This window comes from Paenibacillus amylolyticus (assembly GCF_036894225.1).
GTDB classification, from domain to species: Bacteria; Bacillota; Bacilli; order Paenibacillales; family Paenibacillaceae; genus Paenibacillus; species Paenibacillus amylolyticus.
Genome location: NZ_CP145892.1, coordinates 6426412 through 6451237 on the forward strand (window position 1 = coordinate 6426412; position 24826 = coordinate 6451237).

Consider the following 24826-nt stretch of genomic DNA (forward strand, 5'->3'; position numbering starts at 1 on the left):
TTTAGGATTCCATTTTATGTGTGAGAGGAGTCTTGGCTCTTGGATATTCGTCGTAACCTGCCTTTGCTGATGACCATTTGTTTCTTAAGTCAGATGGGCGGATTCATGATCCTGCCCCTATTTCCTTTGTTTATTGAAGAATTCGGCCTGTCCGGCTGGATGATGGGGGTTATTTTTGCACTCTTTTATGTGGGGAAAGTAATTGGTGGCGTTCCAGCAGCGGCAATTTATAAGAAACTAGGTGGTAAAAAGGCTCTCATCCTGATGCTAATCCTGCTGGCTGTCTGTATGGGCGGTTTCGCGCTGTCTACTGCTGCGGTGTTATTCGGCCTGCTCCGACTTGTACAGGGGCTCGCTTCCACGGGCCTTACCGTGGTCGTACGTTCTATCATCGGGGATGGGGGCAATGTAGACAACCGAGGACTGTACAATGGATATATCAGCAGCAGTGAGGGCGGCGGCATGGTGCTCGGTCCGGTCATAAGTGGCTGGCTCGTGCTGCAGTGGCCATTGTCGGTGCCTTTTTTACTCGTTACCGTATGTTGTCTGATGGCCGTGGTCGCTGCGATGGGGATGAAGACGACGGCACAAGCTAGAGCTACTCATGAATCCGGGAATACGTTAAGTGATCACCTATTAGAAGATCATTCGGCTGTCATTAAGCAAAAACCTCTGGACAACTCAGCACACTCAGTACCCTCCACGGATGAAGTTGTTGTAGATTCCACCACAAGTGGCTCCCACCCTCATACTACTGTATCGACTGCGCCTCCTTTATCTTCATCACCGTCTGATGCAAAGCATACTCAGGAGGTGCATACAAGGCTTACCCGGCGGCAACAGCTGATTGGCTATGGCACAGTACATTTTTTGGAGATGAGCGCCTATGCGGTGTTTCTCACCTATTTTGCACTGTATGCAGCTCACATCATGCATTGGGACCCCTTTGCAACCAGTCTCGCCTTCACTGTATCCGGGATCTCTACGCTTGCCGCTGCTCCCTTTGTTGGTCATCTCTCTGACCGGTTAGGCGATCGTCTGTTGCTTTGCATGCTCGGCATGTTCCTGATTGGAATCGAAGTTGTTGTATTTCTAAGCACGTCCTCCCATCTATGGGTCTACGTTGGCATGTTGATTGGCGGGGTTGGCGGTGCATGTTACATGGATTCGTTCTTTGCTCATATTGGTGATCATATCCCGGATGAGAGTCGAAGCTCTGTCATAGGCAAAATTGTCTCTGCCGCCGAGATCGGCTCCATCGTGTCTCCACTAGTTGCTGCGTTACTTACGGAAGTTGGATCGCTTTACTCTGTGTTTGTGTTCAATCTGGTGCTGATTGCTGCTGCCATTGTAGTTCAGGCCGCAATGCGCAGTCGATATCGATTGAAAGAGGGGTAGTTCTTCGTTTGATAAAAAAGGATCACAAAAAATAACCCGTCTGCACAATTTAGTGTGCAAACGGGCATTTCATTGGTGCATCTCCGGCCTGCGGCTGGTGATTCTCTACCTGTGCATTCTGTTGCTCACTGCTTCGCAGTTCTGCGGCAGATGCCACGCCATCTTTCAGGGTATACGCCTGATCCTGATGGAAAAAGTTCGGCTTCACGATCTCATTACGATAGGAGCTGTGGAAAATATGTGTTGTCGCCGGGGATACTGGCGGAATCAGCCACACCCAATCTCCGGTCAGTTCACGCCCAGCCTTCTCTTCCCGCTGTTCAAATAAATCGAACTGCGTTGCCGCCGTGTGGTGATCCACAATGCTCACACCTGCTTTTTTGAACGAATGCAGCACAGCCACATTCAGCTCAACTAACGCACGATCCTTCCACAGCGTCGTTTCACTCGACGTATTCAATCCAAACGCTTCCGCCACCGCAGGCAGCTTGTTATACCGGAACGTGTCCGCCAGATTACGGGCGCCGATCTCGGTACCCATATACCAACCATTGAACGGCGCTGCTGGATAAGATATACCACCAATCTCCAGTCGCATATCGGCGATCATCGGAACGCCGTACCAACGCATACCCAGCTCAGCAATCTCCTTCTGCTCCGGGTGCTCAATTATCACTTCCACAATCTCTTCTTCAGGTACAACATACCACTCTGGGGCTTGTCCTTGTGCCTGAATAATGAGCGGTAACACATCATAGGGGCTACCTGCCCCTTGCCAGCCAAGTGACATCGCCGCCTTGGTCAGCTCCACCGAAGCAGGATCTCCGATAATACCTTGCTCTGTCTCATATCCCGCATAACGAATAAGCTGATGATTCCAGAGGCGTACCGGAGTTCCATTCGGCCCATCCGCTGGAAGGATGGTAATCATCGGGATTACTTTGCCAGCGTTGGATGCCACATGGATATGATTCAGCACAGCTTCTGCTGCCGTTCCTGCCGTATCAGCGTGACGGGCGTCCACGATCCGCAATTTATCCCAAAACAGACGCCCGATGCAGCGGTTGCTGTTCCGCCATGCCATTTTACAACCCTGCTCCAATTCCTCTGTGGTATGCACATAAGTACCAGTTACTTCGATCTCTCCCATAACGGCAACAAGCCGGGCCTCTGCGTCTTCACGCGAATGGCCCAGCTCTTCATAACATGTATATATAAACCGTTCAGCTTCTTCCTGCAATTGTTCCAGGTCTGACCGCATCGTTCATTCCACCATTCTGTACATCTTGAATGCCATCATTATACGGCAAGCACACCGGATTTGTAAGCGAACGGACACTTTGTTCACGGACTCTACATATCGTTGTCAGGATGTAGGGTGACTTTGCTTATTTGCCCAGAAATGCGGTTAACATCCAGACCTCTTTATCCAGCGCAGCGGTGAATCCAATCAGCATATCTTCCGTTGCGTTATCTTCCGCTTCTCCTGCTTCGTGAATGCCTTGACGAATCACTTCCACCATCGTGTGCAAATCAGCAACCACCGACTCTACCATACGTTCAGCAGACAACCGGCCTTGTGCCTCTTCAATCGGAGAGAGACGTAGCTGTTCAGTCATCGTAGCTACCGGACGTCCACCAATAGCAAGCAAACGTTCTGCAACTTCGTCCATATTTGCCGTAGCCAAGTTATACAGTTCTTCGAATTTGGCATGTAGTGTGAAGAAATGAGGCCCTTGGACATACCAGTGGAAGTTATGCAGTTTCGTGTACAATACGGACCAACCTGCGATCTGACGGTTCAGGACCTCTTGAAGTGCGGTGGCATTGTTAGCAAAAGTGTTGTTTCTAGTTTGGATTGTGCTCATGAAATTTATCCCCTCTCGAATATAAAAATAGAATTTGAATTTTATAATGGATTGCTTTGATTCGCTTCTTTTTAATTTAGACTTAATCTAAATCTTGTTTTAATTATAACACCGCATATCCTGTTTGGGAAGGCTCTGAACTACTCTTTCAAATGAAGATTTCATGAAGCACAGCTTCATAGAAACATTGGCGCAGGCTAATAAAAAAGATGATTTTAAGCAAACTCTCCCCAACCTATTGGAGTTATGATAGACTCATCTGATCGGATTATCCATAAATTAGTGAAATAGGATGATACCCATCATAAAGATAGTTACCATTATAGGAAGTTAACTTAGTCACTATTGCGGAGGTAAACATGAGGATATTTCAATTTAAACAAGAGTCAGGGAAAAAGATTACCAAATTCGATTCTAATTTCGTAATGTCACGTATAACGCAGACCAAAAAAGCAGCTCATATCGGATGTATGCATTTAGCTGAGGGTGGGGTCATAGGTTATCACCAAGCTGTAGTTCCTCAACTCCTTTTAATAGTAAGTGGAGAGGGTTGGGTTAGAGGGGAAGCAAATGAATACATCAAAGTTCGTTGTGGCGAAGCGGTTCACTGGGATAAACATGAATGGCACGAAACCAAAACAGAAGCTGGACTCATGGCAATTGTAATTGAAAGCGAAGAGTTAGACACCTCATTAATGATGCCTTTATAGAAGGTATAATATAAAAAAGCAGACCTGCACCTAAGACGGTAACAAGACTGCTCCTTTAAACATAAATCTCCTTAAGCTTGAACACACTCAAAAGTCAGAATACGACTGATCTCTTCATAGCTTGATGCAACAAAATGAGGTTGATGATCGGACTCCGGCAGCGCCTCCCGATGGTTGAACCAGATGACTGTCCATCCTGCATCCACTGCACCTACCACATCATTACGCCACGAGTCTCCGATGTAATAGCTGGAACGGGCATCTGTCCCGGACTGCTTATTCACATATTCGAACAACCTGCGATCCGGCTTCGCATAACCAGTCATACCGGAGATGAAAATCAGATGCTTGTCCACGAAACTGAGCACATCCAGTGCTTCAAGCTTGCGGCGCTGATGCTCTCCTTCTCCATTGGTGATTAGACCAACAGTATGGCCTTCTGCCTGAAGCCTTCTGATCAGCTCATACGCTCCTTCAAAAGGTACAATCTCAAACTGTCTGCTCAGATACTGTGCTTGTAGTTCTTCAGCCTGTCCCGATTGTAGGGGGAGTCCGAACTCTTCCATCGTCAACTCAAACCTCCGACGGCGCATTCGCTCTACTGCATCCGCTTCTGGTACAGCGGACAGATCTTCTTGTGCAGACAGCCAGTCACTATAATAACGAAAACGATGATAGGCCTCAGCATAAGGGAACTCATCGGGCAGGCCGAGAACGTCCTGCAACGTGCCACGAAGTGGCTGCAAGTGATCATATAACGTATCATCTACGTCGAAAAATATGGTTTTAGCATTATTTATTTCACTCATAATGGTTGTCTATCCTCCTGCTTTTGCGTCCAAACACTCTTTTCTTACTACTATATATGTATTCCTATCCCTCGTCCAAAAGGGATTTGTTGCGTGATCATCTCTACTCAGAACAGTACCCATAATAACGCTTAGACCAGAATTGATCGGACGGCTTTATATGTTAAAATAAGGATGATTAAATCTGAGGTGATGACGATGTTCAACCCAAAATTCTTCTTCTATTAGTTGTGCTCAAGGCACTGGCTACTCAAGCCAAAATCTAGCCCGGTACAACGGGGATGAAGATGTTCACACAGGAAGAGATTCAATCATGGGAAAATGAAACAGCTTTTGCACAGAGACACAACAAGAAGTTCATTGATCCAAGAAAAGAAAAGCTGAAAGATCACCGTAAAGGAATCAAGAGCACGCATTACAACAAAGAAAGTAAACCCGATCGTAAACATGATTATCGTCTGTATAGAACCAAAATGAAGCGTCTCATGCACCACGAGCAATACGATCTTCTGCACAACTATAAACGAACGAGCGGTTGGCTAACTTGGTAAACTGGAGTTAGAAGAGTAGTCCTTACATAACATTACTGCGCTACATCAAAATCAGTAGCCTTTTAAGTTAAGAAGGACTTCTTTTTTCAATCAATTACATACCGTTTCATTCGTTACTGACAGTTAGAATATATCGAGGAGGCCTTTATTCATGTGGAAAGAGCATCTTCATAGCATTTCGAAGGAGTATACGTTCAGTCCCCCTGCATCTGGTGATGACATTGCAAAGGTGGAAGACTCCTTACAGGTTACGCTCCCTCGTGAATTAAAAGAAATATTGCTCGAAACCAATGGAGTCAGAGCTATTTACGATTTGGGACTTATCTGGTCAGAAGATCGAATTAAGAATGAAAACAGACATTATCGGGATGACCACTCCCAAGATTACTACATGCCCTTTGATCACCTGCTCTTCTTCGGGGAAAGTGGGATTGGGGATTTATTTGCTTTTCCTGTGACAGGGGATGGAACGTGTAGAGATGACGTGTTTGTGTGGAATCATGAAAATGACAGCCGAAAATGGGTCGCACCTTCAGTGTCCAAATATTTGGAGTGGACTTTAGAAGGCAAAATAAAAATTTAGGTTACACGGACTAACGGACCCTAATCTACGATGGATAATTAGATAATTTTGTATTTCCATTTAATGAATATTATATTAATGAACACATTACAAATGAATAAAAGGTGGAATGAACTTATGAGTATATCAGAAAAGAAATGTCATGATTGCGGAGGAACATCTTTCGTAGAAGCATCGGATTACATCAACCTTCGTCCATTGGATAAAAAAATGACTCTCGGTGTGGAAAAAATGTACACGGTTTGTCTTGATTGCGGCGAAGTAGTTTCCATTAAAGTGAAGAACCCAGAGAAGTTGCTAAAATAATAATTCCAACAAGCACAGACAAAAACACCCTAGCTCACAATTGTGATATAGGGTGTTTTTTCACGACATATGTGTCTTCAAACTATACAATCAACGATACAACCTTACCTGCATTCACATCAATCAGGCCATAGTCCGTAATCTTCAGCGCGGGACTTACCGCAAGGGAGTGCGTGCTAATCGACATGATCGGATTGTAATGCACGTACCCAAGAGACAACATCGCTGCTCTCAGTTCCTTCACTTGATGAGACACTACTGCGAGTGGTTCTTCCGTCAAAATGCCACCTACGGGAAGTTCCAGATGGGACAGCACCTTGCCATCTTCCACTACACAGAAGCCGCCCTGGCTCGAAATTACCGTGTTAGCTGCCAATATCATATCTTCACGATTACGTCCTACAACCAGCAGGTTGTGATTGTCGTGTGAATATGTCGTTGCAATAGCACCACGTTTGATAGTGTCTCCACCGATCAGACCATGTGCACGATTGCCGTTCACACCATAACGTTCAAAGGTCGCGATCTGCGCATATCCGCTTTCTTCCCAGCGTAATTCACCATCCGCAGACTGAATCGGTGCAATATGTTCTTCCACAAAAGTAGAACCATCCTTCACCATCATGACACGGCATTGGTACTCACCTTCACCAGCGAGATCAACACCTGATCCACTGACTTTTGGGTCTGACAACTGAATTGCAAAATCTGCTACGCCCAACTTCTCCAACTGTACACTCTTATAGAAGTGAGGTGGAAACTGCCCGGTTATGCGTTCCTGCTTATACGGTTCGTAATCGTCATAAGCTTTGCGGCCGTTTTTGTACACCTGATCAATAGAGAGATCCTCCAGGTTAGATAACAACACATAATCGGCCACTTTGCCTGGGGCAATGCTCCCACGATCGGTCATTTTCATCCGGGAAGCAGGGGTTGATGTGGCTGCATAAATCGCGTCTTCCGGACGCATCCCCATCTGAATTGCCTTGCGTACGATATGATCCAGATGACCACGCTCCACCAGTGAATCCGGCATTACATCATCTGTTACAAAGCAGAAGTGCTGCGCCACATCATGTTGAATCAGGTACTCCATGACTTCCGAGGTCATTGATTTCTCTTGAATTTCAATAAACATACCTGCCGCAATCCGCGCCTGTAATCCCTCAATGCTCTGATGAGTGTGGTCGGAATCGATGCCAGCGTAGATCAGTCGATGCAGATCAAGTCCAAGCAGTTTCGGTGTATGACCTTCGATCACCAGGTCGGGATAGTTTTTGCGAATATGCTGTAAAATCTGGTTTGTCTTGCACTCCGGATCACGGATGACATCGACATAGTTCATGATCTCGCCCAGACAGATGATCTCTCCAGTCGCGAGCAACACGTCCATATCTTCAATCTCAATCGAACCGCCTGTTGTCTCCATCGGGGTTGCCGGAACGGAACTCGGGATCGCATAGAACATATCTACTGTCGTCTCCCGACTCACAGCCATCATCTCCTGCACACCCTCCAGCCCGAACACATTCGCCATCTCATGCGGTTCTGCGACAATGGACGTTACCCCGCAGCCAATCAGACCATGGGAAAAGGTTTCCGGTGTCACCATCGTACTTTCGATATGCAGATGGATATCGATCAAGCCAGGAATCATGTATCTTCCCCGCGCATCAATGACTTCGTCTGCCTGAATCATCTCAGGTCCGCCGGGTCCAACATATAGAAATCTGCCGTCCAATACAGCGACGTTGTTCATTTCAAACCGTTTATAATAACTGTTATACACATGTACATTCACAATCAGTTGATCTGCACGCATGGGGCATAATCTCCTTCTTCACAAGCATTTCACCACGATGCGAACCGGACAATGAACCTGCACTTTAATCTGCTGTACTGCACATGACTGCGCACCACTGCCATCGTCCGGAAATCATCGCATGAATTGCCTTCTTTACTGCTCTTATTTCTTAAAGCTACTCGCTACATTCACGACTACTCTACCAATACAAGCTTGTCCTGTGGGAAGATCAGGCTAACACGTTGCCCGCTAAGGTATGGTGTTTCCATCTCCTGATTTGCTGTAAAATCACCGAGTTCCGTCTCGATCACATACTGATAACTGCGTCCCAGATACGTGCTGACCTTGATAATCCCCGGCAAAGCATTCACCACATCCGCAGAAGTATCTCCACTAACGATCAGATCATCCGGGCGAATCGCACCTTTGCGTGCACCAGGACGTGCTGTTCCAGGATGTGCGGTTGCTGTAAATGTGCGTCCACCTGCACTCAGTGTGATTAATTCACCTGCATCACTGCGCTCCGCGAATTCAATGAAATTATGGAACCCGATGAATCGTGCTACAAACTCCGTTGCCGGATATTTGAAAATGGTTTCCGGGCGGTCGAGCTGCTCAACCACGCCTTTGTTCATAATCGCTACCTGATCCGAGATCGAGAAACACTCTTCCTGGTCATGAGAGACATACAGCGTTGTGATGCCCAACTCTTGCTGAATACGGCGAATCTCCACCCGCATGTTAAGGCGCAGGTTGGCATCCAGGTTACTGAGTGGTTCGTCGAACAAGAGCAGGTCAGGTTCAATGACCAATGCACGAGCAATGGCTACACGCTGACGCTGTCCACCGGACAGTTCTTGTGGAAAACGTTTCTCAAATCCATTCAGGTTAACGACTTCCAGGATTCGCATCACACGGGAAGAGATATCCTTGTCTTTCACCTTGCGCATCCGCAGGCCAAAGGCCACGTTGTCATAGACAGACAGATGCGGGAATAACGCATAACTCTGAAATACAAATCCAAAGTTCCGCTTGTTCGCCGGAACCTTCGTATAATCCTTGCCGCCGAACATAAACTTGCCCTGTGATGCTTCCAGAAATCCGGCGATGAGGCGCAGCGTAGTTGTTTTGCCGCAACCGCTCGGTCCGAGCAGGGAGAGCAGTTTACCTTTTTCCAGCTCCAACTGAAAATCCTTCAGGATTGTCTGCTTATCGTATGCCACGGATACGTGGTCTAATGTCAGCAATGCCATAGCGTTCTGCGCCTCCAATTAACGTTTAGTAAAGTATGAAAATCCGCCCATGATCCGTTCGATCACGAACATTAATAGTCCGGTCAGTACCATCAACAGCACGGAAATCGCTGCAATCGTTGGGTCAAAATAATTCTCCACATACGTCAGCATCTGGATCGGTAATGTGCTTACCCCTGGTCCGGTCATGAACACCGAGATGTCCACGTTGTTGAAGGACTCCAGGAAAGCAATCAGCACGGCAGCGATAATTCCTGAGCGGATATTAGGCAGCACGATCGTGAAGAACGTTCTTACCCGTCCCGCACCAAGACTCAGCGCAGCTTCTTCCACTGCAAAGTCAAAGCTCGACAGACTCGACGCGATAACCCGAATGATAAATGGAAGCATGATAATCGTATGACCGATCAGCAATCCGAGGTACATCGGCAGATGGTAGATTACGATCAGGTATTTCATCAATGTAAAACCAAGCACGATTCCCGGGATCAGTACCGGGGACAGGAACAGTGCGTTCAGCACGGACTTGCCTTTGAAATCGTAACGACTAAGTGCATACGCAGCCGGAACTCCGAGCACCAGTGCCAACAAGTTTCCCAGTAAGGAAATGATGATGGACGTCTGGAATGTGCGGAGGAAACCGCCTGTGTTGAAAATATTCTCATACCAGCGGAAGGAGAACCCTTCCGGCGGAAATTTGAGTACCGTTCCCGGTTCAAACGAAGTGACCGATATGATCAGAAGCGGGCCCAGCAGAAAGATAAAGACCAGCAGACTGAACAGGCCCAGCCCGATATGTTTCTCCCGCATATGTCTACCCCTTCGGATTTAAAGTTTTGGCCATTTTGTTCATGACACCAACCACGACAAATGTAATCACAATCATAATCGCGGCAACAACCGAGGCCAGATACCAGTCGTTGAGGGTCATGGCGTTTTGATACAGGAACGTAGCAATTACACGTTGCTTGCCTCCAAGGAGGGCAGGTGTGGTATACGCCGTCAGGCTTCCGACAAAGACAAGCACGGCTCCGATCACAAGTCCTGGCACAGCCAGCGGGAACACGACCCGGCGGAATGCCGTAATGCGCGATGCACCCAGACTTTGTGCTGCTTTGAGCAGGTCACCGTCAATGTTCTCCAGCACGCCCACCAGAGAGATAATCATCAGTGGCAGGAACAGATGCGTCAGACCAATCATCATCGCTGCTGGTGTATACAGAATATCCAGCGGCTTGTCCACGATACCCAGACCAACAAGGGTGTTATTGATCAACCCTTTGCGTCCAAGAATGATCATCCAGCTAAACGAGCGCACGACCGGGCTCGTCAGCAGTGGGAAGATCGCCAATGCCAGCAAAATGCCTTTGCGGCGCGGCGCTTTCTGCGAAATATAATAAGCTGTCGGGAATCCGAGCACCACACAGACGATGGTGGTGACCACGCTGACTTGCAGCGTCGTAAGCAATATTTTCAAAAAGTATGGGTCTCTGAAAAAATGCATGTATCCTTCAAACGTGAAGGAGTTTTCTTGGAAAAACGTCGACCCGATCGTCAGGACAATCGGAATGATCATAAATGCCGCCAAAAACACGAATCCCGGCAGCAATAGCCAGTAGATTACTGATTTCTTCATCGCGATACTCCTGACTCTTAAAATGGTTTTATTCACACGTTTCACTGGCGCACATTTTAAAATAAACGTCCACGTTCATCGCACCAGCCGTTCCGGTTACGAATCGTTCTTACGATCGCTGTTATCCCCAGATTTATTTTGATATTTTTATAGAGGATATAATCCGGGGATAAAGGCGAGCGCTTCGCTTCTTCAGAATCGATTTCGTCCCCTACACTACCAGCGAATTAGGTGGGTTGATTTTTAGACTGAACTCCAATGCCGTGAAGTTCATAACTACGCGTTTAACGCGTTGATAAACAGTTCAAGGAATGCTTCCGCATCTACGGTTTCGCAGACGAGGGTGTTGGGCTGCTCCCCCAAACGGTTTTGGAAGTCACATATCATCTGGCCATCGCACAGGCGGCTGGCGGTTTCGACATCGACATAATACGATTTGCGTCCTACCAGTTCCGGGGCAAGGGCTACGCCTACGGCTAGTGGATCATGTAACGCGCAAGCGCGGACGCCGTTCATTTGTTCGTAACGGTTGATGTAAATCTCCGTGCTTTGAGCCACGTACGCGCGCAGTACAGGATCTGTGAGACGCTCAATCGTTGCTTCATTCAGCAATGTTTGACGCGTCACATCCAATCCGACTTGGGTAAGCTTCTCGATGCCTGCGTGCAGTACGATGCGTGCGGCCTCTGGATCAGCGTATGTGTTGTACTCGGCGGTTGGTGTAATGTTGCCATGTCCACGAACTACACCCCCCATGAAGATGACTTCCTTCAATAAAGAAGGCAATTCAGGACACTTCATCAGCGCGAGTGCCAGGTTAGTTAAGGGTGCGGTCATGATCAGGGTCAGTTCGCCGGGATACAACTTGGCTTGCTCCACGATAAAGTCTGGCGCAAAACCTTCCTCGGCTTTCTTGGATACGGCCGGATCAGGCAACGCACCGCCCAATCCATCCTGTCCATGTACCCGGTGTTCATAATGAGACTTGCGAGTGAGTGGCCCAGCTGCTCCGGCAATCACCGGAATCGCTGGTGCACCCGCGAGTTCAAGAATTTTGCATGTATTCTCTGTTGCCTGCTGGAGTGATACGTTCCCACAGACTGTGGTGATGCCGAGAATGTCCAACTTCCGGCTTTTGACGGCCAGCAAAATCGCCAGTGCATCGTCAATCCCCGTGTCCACGTCCAGAATGATGCGATTTTGCGCTTCACTCATCCGTTCTCAACTCCTATGCGGTGATATGGTTGCTTGCTGCAAATGATATAAGTTAAACATGTTGACCAAAGATAACTTTTTAGTCAGTCGGTTACTTGTTTATTGTGCAATCTCACGGTTCCAGCGATCTGTCCAGCCTTTAACCTGTTGATTCACGAATTCCATATCCAGCTTGTTCAGCTTTTCAACAACTTCAGCGCCGTATGTTACGCCTTCTGCTTCTTCAGCAGTCAGTTCAACCTTTGTATTAACCGGGGAATCGACTTTAGCTTTGGCAGATTTTGCTTGTACATCCTGGCTAAGCTGCCAGTTGATGAACTCTTCAGCCAGCTCTTTGTTTTTGCTGCCCTTCACGACATTGATTGTGTTCATTACGGCATATGCACCTTCGCTAGGTGTAACAAACTTCGCATTAGGCACGGCTGCTTTCAGATCTTTGAAATACATTTCCATGATCGGTCCGCCCGCAATTTCTTCTTGGGAGAACATGTTCACGAACTCGGAAGTTTGGCTGTAGAATTTCACCACATTGCTGCTCAGTTTTTTCAGTTCAGCAAATGCCGCATCTTCATTAAACGTATCATTTCCGGCTACACGGGAAGCTGCATCTACAACCATTGGGCCTGCTGTTGCCGTAATATTCGGAATGGTCAGGTTACCTTCGAACGCCGGGTCCCACAGGTCACTCCATGAAGTCACTTCTTTGGATACGAGATCCGGGTTATAAGCGATACCGAGCTGTCCAACCGTGTAGGCTGGGCCATAATCTTCACCAAGTGGTGCTTTGGCAATATCATAAATGTCATTTACATTTGGAATTTTGGAGCGGTCAATTTTCTCAAACAGACCTTCATCGATACCTTGTTGTGCATAGTAATCAGACAGGTAGATAACATCGACATTTGATGTACCTTGACGAATTTTATTCAGACGTTCAGCATTATTGCCGACTTCGAGCACGATGTCTACATTATGTTCTTTTTCGAATGGACCAAATACTTCTTCATTAAAGAAATCTTCGGAGAAGCCCCAAGTGGAGATAACCAATTTGTTCGCTGCGGTTCCCCCACTGCCTGATCCGCCTGTTGCATCATCCGTGCTGCTGCCACAACCTGCAAGTAATACCGATGTCATTGCCACTGCTGCCAAACCGCTAATCCACTTTTTCATCATGATCCTGATTCCCCCTGATATATGTGATGTGTATGAAAAAACAAAAAGAAAAGTGCTCTTGTATAAACAAGAACACTTTTCTTCGTAAACAAAGGAAAGCGACACCCGCTGCCGGTACATCATCGGTTTCTGCTTCAGAATCAATCCGAAGACAGACGCCATCATATGAAATTGTACGGAACCTGATCATGAATTCGGGCCATAACCTCTGCATACATCAACAAGAATTAATCCTGCCGATCCATCCTTAGGCCTGTTCCAGAATCACATTTGTGATCGCCCACTGAGTGGACGCATCATAATCCCGCAATATAGCTTCAATTGGCAAACCCATGTGTAGCTCGAGCTTCTCCCGGAATTTCTTCTTATATAAGACAGACATGCGGAAGTCCACTTCCAGCTTTAAGCCGGGGGCCTCCCCTTCCAGGGCGTCAGAGCGCGGTGAACGTCGGTGCTTCGCGTAGAAGGTCACAATATTCTGATCAATGGTCACTCTCAGGAGAGTGGTGCCAAATCCGAACAGTTCCTTCGAAATTTCGTTATAATACTGGCACATCTTCTTCTTGCTCTCATTGCTGTCCAGTAGTTCCATGAACTCACCCACATCTCTTACTACCGTACATTCGACGTGTTAACACGATTGATTATACATAAATATACGATCATAGGCAACCCAAAAGATATAGTTAACATGAGAATAACACATAAAAGCGAACGATGAGACATTAACAGCCGGAAAACAATTCGTCTTAAACCTCAGTGAATTTACATTAATATGCCTGCATGTCATTCCTATACTATTGTTGCTTCTACACTCCGTTTTCATACACAGGATTCGAGGCTTTGTTTCAACTTTCCCTAAATGGGTACTAATTCCTGCGAAACATAGACAAACTTCGTCATTAACCGTTAAAATGAGACACAATGTTGACATGTTTTTATTTTCTAGAAATTGGAGGCTTATACCATGAAATGTCCAGTATGTAATCACGAAAATGGAGATGCCCATTTTTGCGAGAGGTGCGGCTCTAATCTAACGCAAACAACCTCATCACCAACTCCTGTACCGAACTCGGAATCTGCTGCTACTTCCGAACCCGAATATACCCGTTGGTCCAGCACGCAGGCTACCTCTTCCCAGGCATCCGTTCCATCCAACACACCATCCGTCTCCATTCACAAGGAACAGGCGAGAGAATCAACAGGTACCAATGACCATGCTTCTGCAGGAGACAATAGCTCCAATCAGTGGAATAATATTGTGCAGAATGAGAAAGTTCAGCAAGCCAAAGAAGTAAGCAAACAGTATCTATCCTATTTCCTCAGTGTATTGGCCCGTCCTTATCAAACGATGAAAACCGTTGGCGACCAGCATTCCCTAAACGGATGGCTAACGATGGCGCTAATTGCAGTTCTATCTTCTACATACTTCTTAATTACCTTTAGTCGCATAGGCATGGACGGCTTGTTCATTGGTGGATTTTTAAGACCGTTGTTGTTCACCGTCATTATCCTGATTGCCTCTATTGCACTGATGTACGCTATTCTGAAGATTGAAAAAATAACCTTCCGTCCCAAAACACTGGTTGCCCAGTTTGGTACATTGCTTGTTCCTGCTGTCGTATCCCTTGTTCTGGCGAATCTGTTTATTATCATCTCGTATTCCATCGCGATCTCATTACTTGCTGTCTCGTATATTATTATCTTTGTTGCGCTGAACGCGGTGCTGTTCCAATATCCACTGAATCGTACCCAAGCAGCCATCGACAGCATGTACAGCGTGCTGATCGCCAATGTGGTCGTATTCTTTATTCTGTATCGATTGTTGGGTGAGATTGTTATTGGGCTGATCCGCTTGATGCTTTCGCCGTTTGGTCGTCTGTAAAATAGTTCAGTCGGAATAAAGCTATTTACACTTGTTACTTCGATGAAAGAACAACCTTTCGATCGCTGTTATCTCCAGATTTTTTAATTCACTTTTACAAAGGTGAAATCTGGCGATAAAGGCGAAGCATATGCTTCCGAAGCAGCTTTCTTGCAGAAAGCTTTTAGCTTCCGCTTCTTCAGGTTCTTTCTGTCCTCTACGTTTCGTGTAAATGGTTATTTCAATAAATATAAATCTTACTGACTCTTTGGATTTATATTAAGGCCTTCCTTGCTCATGCCGGGAAGGCCTTTTTTTAGGTTTTCTATGGCAGCGTTGCGCCGAGCATGTTTCATACACTATAATGTGTAGTGCAACAGGTATGTTCTTATTTACGTAACAAACACGGAACTAGCAACTCCCGTTACGTAATGAGTGGATTCACCATTGCCACCAACACTACATTGTGTAGTGTTTTAATCACTCATTTTACAAAGAAAGCAGAGGAACTCTCTATGGACATGACTCATATGAATCATATGCAAATGGAGCACGAGGCACGTACATCCTACCTGTGGCTCATCGTAGGTGTAATTGTATTGCTGTTCTCCATCGCCACCTATATCTGGGCATCACGCACACAGGGAAAAATCCTGGGCCACATGAAAAAGAAAGAGCGGGCAGACATCCAGAAAAAAAGTCGATCCCTTCGGCTGGCTGCACATGTAATGATGGCTGTATCGATTATTACGTTTGGCCTGTTCTTCATGCAAGGGGCAGGTAAAACATATAATGTAGCCGATCTGAATTCCAACGCGACAATCGACGTGACGGACGATAAATATTACGGGGCAGACCATACGGAGGACCCCATTCAGTATGAGATGACAATTCCAACATCGGGACCGCATAATCCGCATGATATCAAGTTTGGATTTTACACCGACTTCCCAGGCTATAATTATCTGGTACACAATCTGGAGCACGGGGACATCATCATCTATTATCGTGAGAACGCAAGCGAGGATTTGAAGGAACATCTGAAATACCTAGCCAAATTCCGCGAAGCCGGAGCAGGTATTCTGGCTGTACCCAACAAGGATATTCCCGAAGGCAGTGAAGTCGTGGTGACCGCATGGACCAAAACGATGAAGCTCGACCAATTCGACGATGCCAAAGTAGGTACTTTTATCAATAAATATATTAATCAGGGACCTGAAAAGATTCCTGCCTCTGTTCGCCAGGGCGGCGGAACGATGTAATGACGTAATCACCCAGTCATGTGAAGCCCCTCTATGTAGTGACAATGAGGCTTCTTCCAATGATAAGCATGGTCAATATAGGATTGAAACGAAACTAGCTCCCGGATCAAATTGACTCGGGGGCTAATTCTTTATGGACCGGATGCCGATATTTCAAGTAGAAAACTGTATATTGGATATACAATACATACGAACCAAAGAAGAACGACAAGCACCAAGTAAGGAGACAAAGAGACGATTGATTTAACAGATCAAGGGGGAACAATTTTACCAATGAACAGTTTGTTTATGAGGATCTTTTTATTTTTTTCCTGTCTGATGCTGGCCGCGGGTGCGGTTCTTGGCATTACCATGTACCGTTCATCGGCTCAACTGGTCGAGCAATCCATGGGTATGCAGGCACAGGCTGTGGGTGAACGGGCAGTTGCATTAATTGACACCTCTCTGTATGCACCACTCAGTACCGGACAGGACGAGACAGCGTATTACGGCATATTGCGTGAGCAGCTCAGTCAGCTGCGCGAGGCCAATGGACTCAAGTATCTGTACACCCTTGGTACACGCGAAGAAAATGGAACAAATACATATTTCTACGTTGTGGACGGGGCTGCTGCCGATGTGGCAGAGGATGACTTCTCGCCTTACGGTTCCGCAGAAGAGACCCCTTATGAAGGAATGCTGCAAGCTTTTGAACAGAATGAGCCTATTCGGGGCGAACTCACACAGGATGAATATGGCGCTACCATTACAGCATATGTGCCGATCCATGGGACTGACGGGAAAGTACTAGGATTGGTCGGTGCGGATCTGGACTCTACTGCAGTCTATGAACTGATGTCCCGCAACCGTATGACCATGATCTGGACAGCCTTGGCTATTGTTCTGCTGAGTGTCTTGCTGGTGTATGGATTCGCCCATTACTTGACCCGACCATTGGTGAAGTTGAAGAAGTTAATCACCCAGGTAGGAAAAGGCGATCTGACCGTCAACGTTGAACTTAGTCGCAAGGACGAGGTGGGACAGCTCGCTTCCGAGTTCAAACATCTGGTTACAGGTACCCGTGATGTCATGACGGGCATCCGTCAAAGCTCCGACTCTCTGCTACAAGCTGCAGAAGGAGTATCGAAACATTCACAGGCGACTGCTGAAGCCAGCCAGCGCATTGCCGAGCATACCAATCATACGGCCAGTGGAGCTGCTGAACAGGTGGCTCGTGCGGGCGAAGTTACGGTAGCTATGGAAGAGATTACACGCAGCATGCAGCATATTGCGAATTCTTCCTCCATGGTTGCGGATGTCTCACAGGAAACGACCAATAACGCGGTGCAAGGTCAGGCCAACATCAACACGGCGATGGACAGTATGGACAAAATTCATCAGGCGAATGTGCAGATGGTGGCCTCCACCTCTCAGCTGGAGCAGTACTCAGGTAAAATTGAGTCGGTGGCACATCTGATGAAAGGCATCGCTTCACAGACCAATCTGCTCGCACTTAATGCAAGTATTGAAGCGGCTCGTGCAGGAGAGTATGGCAGCGGGTTTGCGGTGGTTGCCTCAGAGGTTCGCAAGCTTGCGGGGGAATCAGAGCAATCGTCCCAGCATGTAACCGAACTGATCGCCGAGATGACACGCCAGACTGCCCTGTTGTCAGAACATATGTCTGCCAGCACATCAGCAGTCCACTCCGGTCTCGCTGTTGTTCAGGAGGCAGGCCGTTCATTCACATCCATTCATACCGGAATTGAGACGATGAATGAACGTCTGCACGAAGTATCCGCAGCATCTGAGCAGCTGTCTGCCAGTGCAGAAGAAGTGTCCGCTTCCGTGGAGGATATGGAACATATCTCACGCGAATCCTCTTCAAGTATCCAGAAGGTATCGCACGCTACCGGTAGCCAGCTGCAATCCATGGATGAGATGAGTGCATCCGCCGAATCTCTGCGGGTATTGTCCAGTGAGTTGAACGGATTGATTGGTCGATTTAAAATATAGCGGGCAGCTTAGATTGCTATATAGATCGGCTATATAGATTGAACTAAAGAATATTCACACATGCCAATTCGATGACAGAACAACCTTCCGATCGCTGTTATCAATCTATATAGATCAGCCCAAAACAAAAAGCCGCACGGCAGGGAAGGGATCATGGGGTTCAACCCCATACCCAGACCACTGCCTGCGGCTTTATTTTTGTTGTACCTTTAATGTTGGCAAGCCTTACAGCTGCCTGAATTAATAGCGCTGCGGAGCAGCTTTTTTACCCAAATCCGTCATGTACGTAAAGAACGCTTCCGGATCGGTATCATACACCAGTTGCACTGGACGTCCGTCTGCTTGCTCCACCGTGCGGCCTTGGCTAGGACCATCCGGGATGACAATACAGTTTACGGTTTTTTTCTTCACGATGTCCTCTCGTCCAACGGAAGCCGTTGTCAGCACATCCCACAGATAGTATGTGGAATTCGTCTCACTGTACACCAGTGGCGGACAACCTGCGTAACAGTTACCCAAGAAGTCAACACCTTCGAAGCGACGCTCTGCTGCCCAGCGGTTACGAACGGCTGGAGTCAGAGGTACTTTGTTTGTGCTTTCCAGTGCAACCAGATCGATCTGGATACCACTCTGCCATACACGGTAAGCCGCTTCCGGGTCCCAGAATACGTTCCATTCAGCTGTACCGTCATGCTCAGGCTCTTCCACGTTACCACGCTCGAATGTGCCACCCATCCATACCAGTTTGTCGATTTTCTCTTCAATGTCTGGTGCTTCGTCCAGTGCACGCGCAAGGTCTGTCAGTGGGCCTGTGAACAGGAGCAACGTTTTGCCTTCGGTATTGCGCACTTTCTCGATCAGATGCTGGTGTGCCGGAACAGCAGAGAGTGGAGCTTCCATTTTGCCGGACTCGTTCAGTACAGGAAGAGCATCTACATAGAAGGAATGCAGTCTCCACGCCGCAGGAAATGGATTTTTCCCTCTGGAGTTGGATTTGGATACCTCTACGGAATATGTACCGAAACGATCGATAATTTTACGGCTGGCATCTGTTGCTGGCTCCAGATATCCGTCTGCCGGAATAACCGATACGCCGGTTACATGTACATTGTCCATTTGCAGAAGCATGAACAGCGATACGAGGTCATCCACGCCGCCGTCATGGTTAAAATACACATTAAGTTGGTTCGTCATGCTTGCTTTCATCCTTCCCCTGGTTGTCCCATTGATGTTGATCATCCGTCTGCTCAAGGCCGACGCTCTCTCTATTATGTCCCATAACCCTTGGCTACGTAAACCTTCCCCATGCAAAGAAAACAAGGATCACGCCTCATCCTGCGGATATTTTACAGTTCCACCATTCCATCTCAGGAGGACAACTGGTAGAGGTCATCATCGTTAGGAAAATAAAGAAATGGACAGCAGGCTTGAAGCCCCGCCGTCCATCTCACCCAATCCATGCATTACATGGACTGGTTTTGTTTCTCCTCATTCTTCTCTGCAATCGGAACATACTTGCCTGGCCAGAAGGCCCATTTACCCAGCAATGCGGTGATCGCCGGTACCATGAACGGGCGAACCAGGAAGGTATCCAGCATCACACCAACGGCTGTGATTATACCAAACTGCACCAACACCTGAATTGGCAATGTAGCAAGTACCGCAAACGTTCCTGCCAAGATCAGACCTGCAGATGTAATAACAGAGCTTGTCTCGCCAACACCTTCTCTAATCGCTTGACGAAGCGGCATCGTTTTACGTTTCTGCCAGATGCTAGAGATCATGAAGATGTTGTAGTCTTCACCCAGTGCCACGAGGAATACGAAGGAATACAATGGAATCGCTCCCTGGATGGCATCTGCGCCAAGGCCATAGTGAATGATGATCCAACCCAGACCCAGTGCAGAGAAATATGACAGAACAACCGTTGCAATCAGGTATGCTGTGGCTACGATTGAACGCAAGTACAACAGTAGTAACAATGTAATCATGCCGATGACCACCGGAATAATGATCTTCGCATCCCGTTCTCCGGTTACTTCAATGTCATACTGTTCAGCCGTCTGACCATCGAGCCAGACATTACTGTCCGCATTGGTTACTCCGGCATCTTGAAGCGCCTGTTCCGCAGTAGCTCGCAGATCCGGGATATGCTGCATTGCCTCCATGGAATATGGATTCAGATTGAACTCCACATCAAAGGCGGTAATGTTGGCATTCTCGGCACCCTGTTGAGCATCGCCTACTTTGCTAATGTAATCCAGCGATTCGAGACGCTGCTTCAGATCAGTTTCTTTGCCTTCGGCATCAACGATCACTTTGACTGGAGCCAGCTCACCTTGGGAGAATTGTTCACCGATGACGGTGAAACCTTCGCGGGAAGGCACATCCTCCGGGAAGGAAGACAACAGATCATACGTGAATTTAACCTGAGTAGAGAATGCCGCCAGTCCTCCCAGCAATACCAACGTAATTGCAAGAACGGTCCATGGCTTTGTTACTACAACACGGCCAATCCAGCTTTCCTTCACTTTACGCGGGGCAGGAGCCGGTTTGCCTTTTTTCTTAGCACGCTCCACTTCCATCTCATGTGTACGTGGTACGAACGGATAGAATGAACCCCGACCGAAGATCGCCAGAAGCGCCGGAACCAGTGTCAGACTTGCAATAAACATGATAAAGATGGACAGACTGAATGGTACGGCAAAGCGATGATATGCACCGTATTCAGCCAGCAACAGTACCAGTAGTGCTGCAACGACCGTGAATCCACTCATGGCAATGGCGCCAGAAGATCCGGTGATTGCCTGGAAGATGGCTTTCTTTTTGTCCGGCTCATGATAGAGAATTTGGCGGTATCTGGAGATCATGAACAGGCAGTAATCCGTTCCTGCTCCAAATAACAACACGGTCATGATCGAAATGGACTGTGCATCCACTGTAATCCAGCCCTGATCCGCCATGAATCCGAGAATGGGGCTTGTCACCATATACGCGAATCCAACGGCAATGATCGGGATAATCGCCAATACCGGCGAGCGGTAGATCAACAGCAACAGTACTAATACCAGTACAACCGTAGCGATCAGCAAGGATACATCGGCGGAGGAGAATAGCCCGCTCGCATCAATGGATATCCCTACTGGCCCTGTCACACGGGCAATCAGAGTATTGGTATCATCTATGGCTACATCGAACGGATTTGCCCCGAAGATGTCTTGTGTTTTTTGCTCAAGTGCTTCAATAGCTTCCTTCAATTGTTCTGAATCGGCACCTTCATTGAAGAAAAGTGGCATAACCAAAGTACTTCCGTCTTCCGAAAGCTGACCTTTCAATGCCTGTGGTGGTAATTGATAGAGTGGCACAACGGACTGTTGTTGTTCTACCGGATCTTGATCCAGTCGCTCCGTTAATGCCTGAATGTTCTGAATCTGCTCATCCGTCAGACCGCCAGCTTGACGCCATACGATCAGCGCGGGCAATCCTTCACCACCAGGGAATTCCTTCTCGGCAAGTGCAGCTGCCTGAACCGATGGTTTGGATTCACTCAGATCCTGTGCGTTATTGGTTTCACGATCACCTACAGCAGGCCATACCATGCCAAGCACAACGGCGATAATGATCCATACCAACAGCGTAATCCATTTGCTTCGTTTGCCGGCAACCCAGCGGCCGTAACCCGAACCTTCCTGCATTGTCTCTTCATCTCCCTATTCTGTTTCTATGAAGCCCTAATATATATGATGGTGTAGTAATGAACCACGGGTCATAGTATAATCGAGTTAATTATATATACCGGAAGGTTAATTTTGCAATGCCTAATTTTGTGAACACTTCTAACAAGCAATTAAATACGTAAAGAGGTATGTACTTATGAGCAAAAAAACAAACATTCCCCGTTCACCGGGTAGACCCAAAACAGCTGTGGATCAAGCATCTGTGCAATCCAACATATTGATGACCGCGTCACGTCTGTTTATGGAATACGGGTATGAACCCGTCTCTCTCCAGCAGATCGCTTCGTTATGTAATGTGACCAAAGCATCAATCTATTATCATTTCACCAGCAAAGCCGACCTGTTCACCGTTGCCATAACCCGCATGATGGCGATGGGCATGCAGCAGACTTCGCTACGCCTGGATGAACCTGGTACGTTGCAAGAACGACTGGTTAAGGTTGCTGAAGCGAAGATGCAGCATTCCCATATTGAAACGGAGACCATGATGCGAGAAGCCGAGAAACATCTGGACACGGAGCAACTCGCTCAGATTCGGGAAGCAGAGGTTCGCATATTCGAAGTACTAGCTACCCATTTTCAGAAGGAGATGGATAATGGTTATTTGCGGGTCGGGAACCCTATGCTGCTTGCCCATGCATTTACGTCACTGCTGATGCTCGCAAACCGCGAAGATGTACGCAACATGAATGGCGGCAGCATTGAAGAACTCGCGCAGGAACTGGTGGCGCTATTTCTGGATGGAGCGGTTAAGCGGAACTAAAATATATAGCTGTATCTCAAAAGCAGTTATGTCAAAAAAACCATCGGGCGATGCAATGAACACACCTACCGATGGTTTATTGGTTGAAATCTAATCATGATTATAGGACTCTGCTCCTGAAAATTTTGAATTGATTCTGTAATTACTTACCTGTTACTTAGTCAACAGTGATATAAATAGATATATTAGGTCCATCACTACTATTCTCCGTATAGAATTTACCTTCACCCGTTGGTCTTCCGTTTTTAAACATGCCCACATAGACTAACTTACCGTTTAAGTACCCTTTACCTTTGCCGGTAATGGCTCCATTTTTAGCCTGCCCATCATAGATGATTACACCATCTTCGTACAATTTAATTTTGCCAGAATACGTGGGTACTCCTTTATCAAATGCACCAACATAGGCAATTTCTCCATATTGATATGCTTTACCTTGTCCCTGTGGCAAACCATTCTTAAACGTACCCTGATAGAACATTTCACCATATTCTGTATACCACTTACCTTGACCATGAAACGAACCATTCAAAAAATCGCCCTTATATTTAACCGTTCCATCTGGATAATATTCGGTACCCTTACCTGAAGGAAGCCATGTTTCCTTATCCACCTTACCAACATAATTAAACTTTCCATTTGGGTAATAAGTCTTTCCCTGTCCATTAGAAATATCCGAGTACAGCTTTCCATCTGCGTTATACCTTTTTCCTTCATGAGGCATTCCCGCTACAAACTTACCTTCAAAGCTCTTCTTCCCATTTGGAAAGTAGGATATTCCTTTACCATTAGGAACACCATTTTTGACTTCTCCCACATATCTGTGTTTCTCACCAGAAAGAGTAATATAGATTTCTTTTTTCGCTGCTAAGACCTGTCCAGGTGAAGTAAACAGCGGTGTAACCAAAATTAAAAAAACAGTAAACCACTTCAAATAATTTTCTAACTTTCGCATTTCGTTAAATCCCCATTTCTATTATATAAAATCTATCGGCCTGCTAAGGTAAACTGATACGTCTCTTTAAGACTATGAATGTCTGGTTTACTACAACGCAGCTATGTATACAGTAAAGCAAATCAAAATATGTAATTCGAGCAGAGTAATACGAATCTTCAAACTAGGTTTCTCTTCGACTTAGCAAGCACGACAATACTTATATCGACCATTATAGCTACAAGCATGAGAAAATATGGTAAAGTGTTGTTAATTATCTATTTCCCGTTGATTAATACGATACATAACATGAATAACACTAGCCTTGAACTCATAGGAGGAAACAACAATGTCACCACCAAAACCATCCCCACGTATCCCTCGTCTGCTGGAAACGTCGCGCATATACCTGCGCCCTTTCGAGATTACAGATGTGGATGCTTACTTCCCTGGCCTGTTTGACGCCGAGATGCGCAGGCTGACAGGAACACAGAACAGTTTCACACGCACTCAGGTTGAACGTTATGTTGAGAGCGCTGCACAAGATGACACCAGACTCATGCTACTTATTGCTTTACAGGAAAATGACCAGATCATCGGAGATGTCGTCCTGATGGACATGCATGCCAAGAATCGCAGTGCACATATTAGGGTTGCCATCGATCAGGCCGAGCATCAAGGAAAAGGCTACGGTAGCGAGGCGTTGCTACTTATGCTGGACTACGGCTTCGGCATCTGTAACTTGCATCGAATCGAGCTTGAGGTGTACGCCTTCAACGAGCGAGCCATTCGCACGTATGAGAAGCTTGGATTCCAGCGCGAGGGTGTGAAGCGGGATGTCTTGTTCTACAATCATCAATACCATGATGCGGTTCAGATGAGCATGCTGGAGGATGAGTTCAGACAACGTCATATGAAAGATCAGCCAGAGAATGTTTAAGTTTTCGATCAGTCAAAATCAAACTTAA

Annotated in this window: 23 protein-coding genes; 10 read left to right on the top strand and 13 right to left on the bottom strand. The window is 46.8% G+C overall.

The window, feature by feature from the left end; genetic code table 11:
• Window positions 1-39 precede the first annotated feature (39 nt).
• Complete coding sequence (locus V6668_RS28280; protein ID WP_338707234.1) at window positions 40-1398, top strand: MFS transporter; 1359 nt, start codon at window positions 40-42, stop codon at window positions 1396-1398.
• Between the two features lie 49 nt (window positions 1399-1447).
• Here V6668_RS28280 and V6668_RS28285 read toward each other — a convergent pair whose 3' ends face one another.
• Both V6668_RS28285 and V6668_RS28290 read right to left on the bottom strand, forming a co-directional pair.
• Window positions 1448-2659, bottom strand: a complete 1212-nt coding sequence (locus V6668_RS28285; protein WP_036612852.1) for a nitric oxide synthase oxygenase — start codon at window positions 2657-2659, stop codon at window positions 1448-1450.
• A 127-nt stretch (window positions 2660-2786) separates the two neighbouring features.
• Window positions 2787-3266 (bottom strand): Dps family protein, encoded by a 480-nt coding sequence (locus V6668_RS28290; protein ID WP_179088680.1) that lies wholly within the window; start codon window positions 3264-3266, stop codon window positions 2787-2789.
• A 359-nt stretch (window positions 3267-3625) separates the two neighbouring features.
• Here V6668_RS28290 and V6668_RS28295 point away from each other — a divergent pair, with 359 nt between their 5' ends.
• Window positions 3626-3976 (top strand): hypothetical protein, encoded by a 351-nt coding sequence (locus V6668_RS28295; RefSeq protein WP_036612854.1) that lies wholly within the window; start codon window positions 3626-3628, stop codon window positions 3974-3976.
• A gap of 71 nt (window positions 3977-4047) precedes the next feature.
• Here the strand turns inward: V6668_RS28295 and V6668_RS28300 are convergent, their stop codons facing one another.
• Window positions 4048-4785, bottom strand: a complete 738-nt coding sequence (locus V6668_RS28300; RefSeq protein WP_036612856.1) for an HAD family hydrolase — start codon at window positions 4783-4785, stop codon at window positions 4048-4050.
• A 287-nt stretch (window positions 4786-5072) separates the two neighbouring features.
• On the opposite strand from V6668_RS28300, the gene V6668_RS28305 reads away from it, so the two are divergent.
• The 3 genes from V6668_RS28305 (at window position 5073) to V6668_RS28315 (ending at window position 6225) form a co-directional block, all read left to right on the top strand.
• Window positions 5073-5336 (top strand): hypothetical protein, encoded by a 264-nt coding sequence (locus V6668_RS28305; protein WP_051447285.1) that lies wholly within the window; start codon window positions 5073-5075, stop codon window positions 5334-5336.
• Window positions 5337-5487: 151 nt separating this feature from the next.
• Window positions 5488-5919, top strand: a complete 432-nt coding sequence (locus V6668_RS28310) for an SMI1/KNR4 family protein (protein ID WP_036612858.1) — start codon at window positions 5488-5490, stop codon at window positions 5917-5919.
• A 117-nt stretch (window positions 5920-6036) separates the two neighbouring features.
• Entirely contained in the window at window positions 6037-6225 is a 189-nt protein-coding gene (locus V6668_RS28315) for a hypothetical protein (protein WP_036612861.1), read from the top strand.
• Window positions 6226-6307: 82 nt separating this feature from the next.
• Here the strand turns inward: V6668_RS28315 and V6668_RS28320 are convergent, their stop codons facing one another.
• The 7 genes from V6668_RS28320 to V6668_RS28350 form a co-directional block, all read right to left on the bottom strand.
• A complete protein-coding gene (locus V6668_RS28320; protein ID WP_036612863.1) occupies window positions 6308-8047 on the bottom strand; it encodes an adenine deaminase C-terminal domain-containing protein in 1740 nt (579 codons plus the stop codon).
• Window positions 8048-8223: 176 nt separating this feature from the next.
• Window positions 8224-9282, bottom strand: coding sequence for an ABC transporter ATP-binding protein (locus V6668_RS28325; protein WP_036612866.1), 1059 nt, complete (start codon window positions 9280-9282; stop codon window positions 8224-8226).
• An 18-nt stretch (window positions 9283-9300) separates the two neighbouring features.
• On the bottom strand, window positions 9301-10092 hold the full coding sequence (locus V6668_RS28330; protein WP_017691790.1) for an ABC transporter permease: 792 nt from the start codon (window positions 10090-10092) through the stop codon (window positions 9301-9303).
• A 4-nt stretch (window positions 10093-10096) separates the two neighbouring features.
• Complete coding sequence (locus V6668_RS28335) at window positions 10097-10918, bottom strand: ABC transporter permease (RefSeq protein WP_036612869.1); 822 nt, start codon at window positions 10916-10918, stop codon at window positions 10097-10099.
• A gap of 276 nt (window positions 10919-11194) precedes the next feature.
• Entirely contained in the window at window positions 11195-12133 is a 939-nt protein-coding gene (locus V6668_RS28340; protein ID WP_338707237.1) for a nucleoside hydrolase, read from the bottom strand.
• Between the two features lie 99 nt (window positions 12134-12232).
• On the bottom strand, window positions 12233-13303 hold the full coding sequence (locus V6668_RS28345; RefSeq protein WP_338709011.1) for an ABC transporter substrate-binding protein: 1071 nt from the start codon (window positions 13301-13303) through the stop codon (window positions 12233-12235).
• 250 nt (window positions 13304-13553) lie between these two features.
• Window positions 13554-13898 (bottom strand): Na-translocating system protein MpsC family protein, encoded by a 345-nt coding sequence (locus V6668_RS28350; RefSeq protein ID WP_100528288.1) that lies wholly within the window; start codon window positions 13896-13898, stop codon window positions 13554-13556.
• Between the two features lie 375 nt (window positions 13899-14273).
• On the opposite strand from V6668_RS28350, the gene V6668_RS28355 reads away from it, so the two are divergent.
• The 3 genes from V6668_RS28355 (at window position 14274) to V6668_RS28365 (ending at window position 18424) form a co-directional block, all read left to right on the top strand.
• Window positions 14274-15191 (top strand): hypothetical protein, encoded by a 918-nt coding sequence (locus V6668_RS28355; RefSeq protein ID WP_338707239.1) that lies wholly within the window; start codon window positions 14274-14276, stop codon window positions 15189-15191.
• A 494-nt stretch (window positions 15192-15685) separates the two neighbouring features.
• On the top strand, window positions 15686-16432 hold the full coding sequence (locus tag V6668_RS28360; protein ID WP_338707240.1) for a DUF3105 domain-containing protein: 747 nt from the start codon (window positions 15686-15688) through the stop codon (window positions 16430-16432).
• 273 nt (window positions 16433-16705) lie between these two features.
• The gene (locus V6668_RS28365) at window positions 16706-18424 is read left to right on the top strand and encodes a methyl-accepting chemotaxis protein (protein ID WP_338707241.1); all 1719 of its coding nucleotides are present in this window, start codon (window positions 16706-16708) and stop codon (window positions 18422-18424) included.
• Between the two features lie 240 nt (window positions 18425-18664).
• Here the strand turns inward: V6668_RS28365 and V6668_RS28370 are convergent, their stop codons facing one another.
• Together V6668_RS28370 and V6668_RS28375 are read right to left on the bottom strand one after the other, a co-directional pair.
• Window positions 18665-19618, bottom strand: a complete 954-nt coding sequence (locus V6668_RS28370) for a nucleoside hydrolase (RefSeq protein WP_017691781.1) — start codon at window positions 19616-19618, stop codon at window positions 18665-18667.
• Window positions 19619-19887: 269 nt separating this feature from the next.
• Complete coding sequence (locus tag V6668_RS28375; protein WP_338707242.1) at window positions 19888-22119, bottom strand: MMPL family transporter; 2232 nt, start codon at window positions 22117-22119, stop codon at window positions 19888-19890.
• 178 nt (window positions 22120-22297) lie between these two features.
• Here V6668_RS28375 and V6668_RS28380 point away from each other — a divergent pair, with 178 nt between their 5' ends.
• Window positions 22298-22924 carry a TetR/AcrR family transcriptional regulator gene (locus V6668_RS28380; RefSeq protein ID WP_036667878.1) on the top strand — a complete coding sequence of 209 codons (627 nt, stop codon included), beginning with the start codon at window positions 22298-22300 and terminating at the stop codon, window positions 22922-22924.
• Between the two features lie 157 nt (window positions 22925-23081).
• On the opposite strand, the gene V6668_RS28385 is transcribed toward V6668_RS28380, so the two are convergent.
• The gene (locus V6668_RS28385) at window positions 23082-23879 is read right to left on the bottom strand and encodes a hypothetical protein (RefSeq protein ID WP_338707243.1); all 798 of its coding nucleotides are present in this window, start codon (window positions 23877-23879) and stop codon (window positions 23082-23084) included.
• Window positions 23880-24207: 328 nt separating this feature from the next.
• Here V6668_RS28385 and V6668_RS28390 point away from each other — a divergent pair, with 328 nt between their 5' ends.
• Window positions 24208-24798 (top strand): GNAT family protein, encoded by a 591-nt coding sequence (locus tag V6668_RS28390; protein ID WP_338707244.1) that lies wholly within the window; start codon window positions 24208-24210, stop codon window positions 24796-24798.
• Window positions 24799-24826 lie beyond the last annotated feature (28 nt).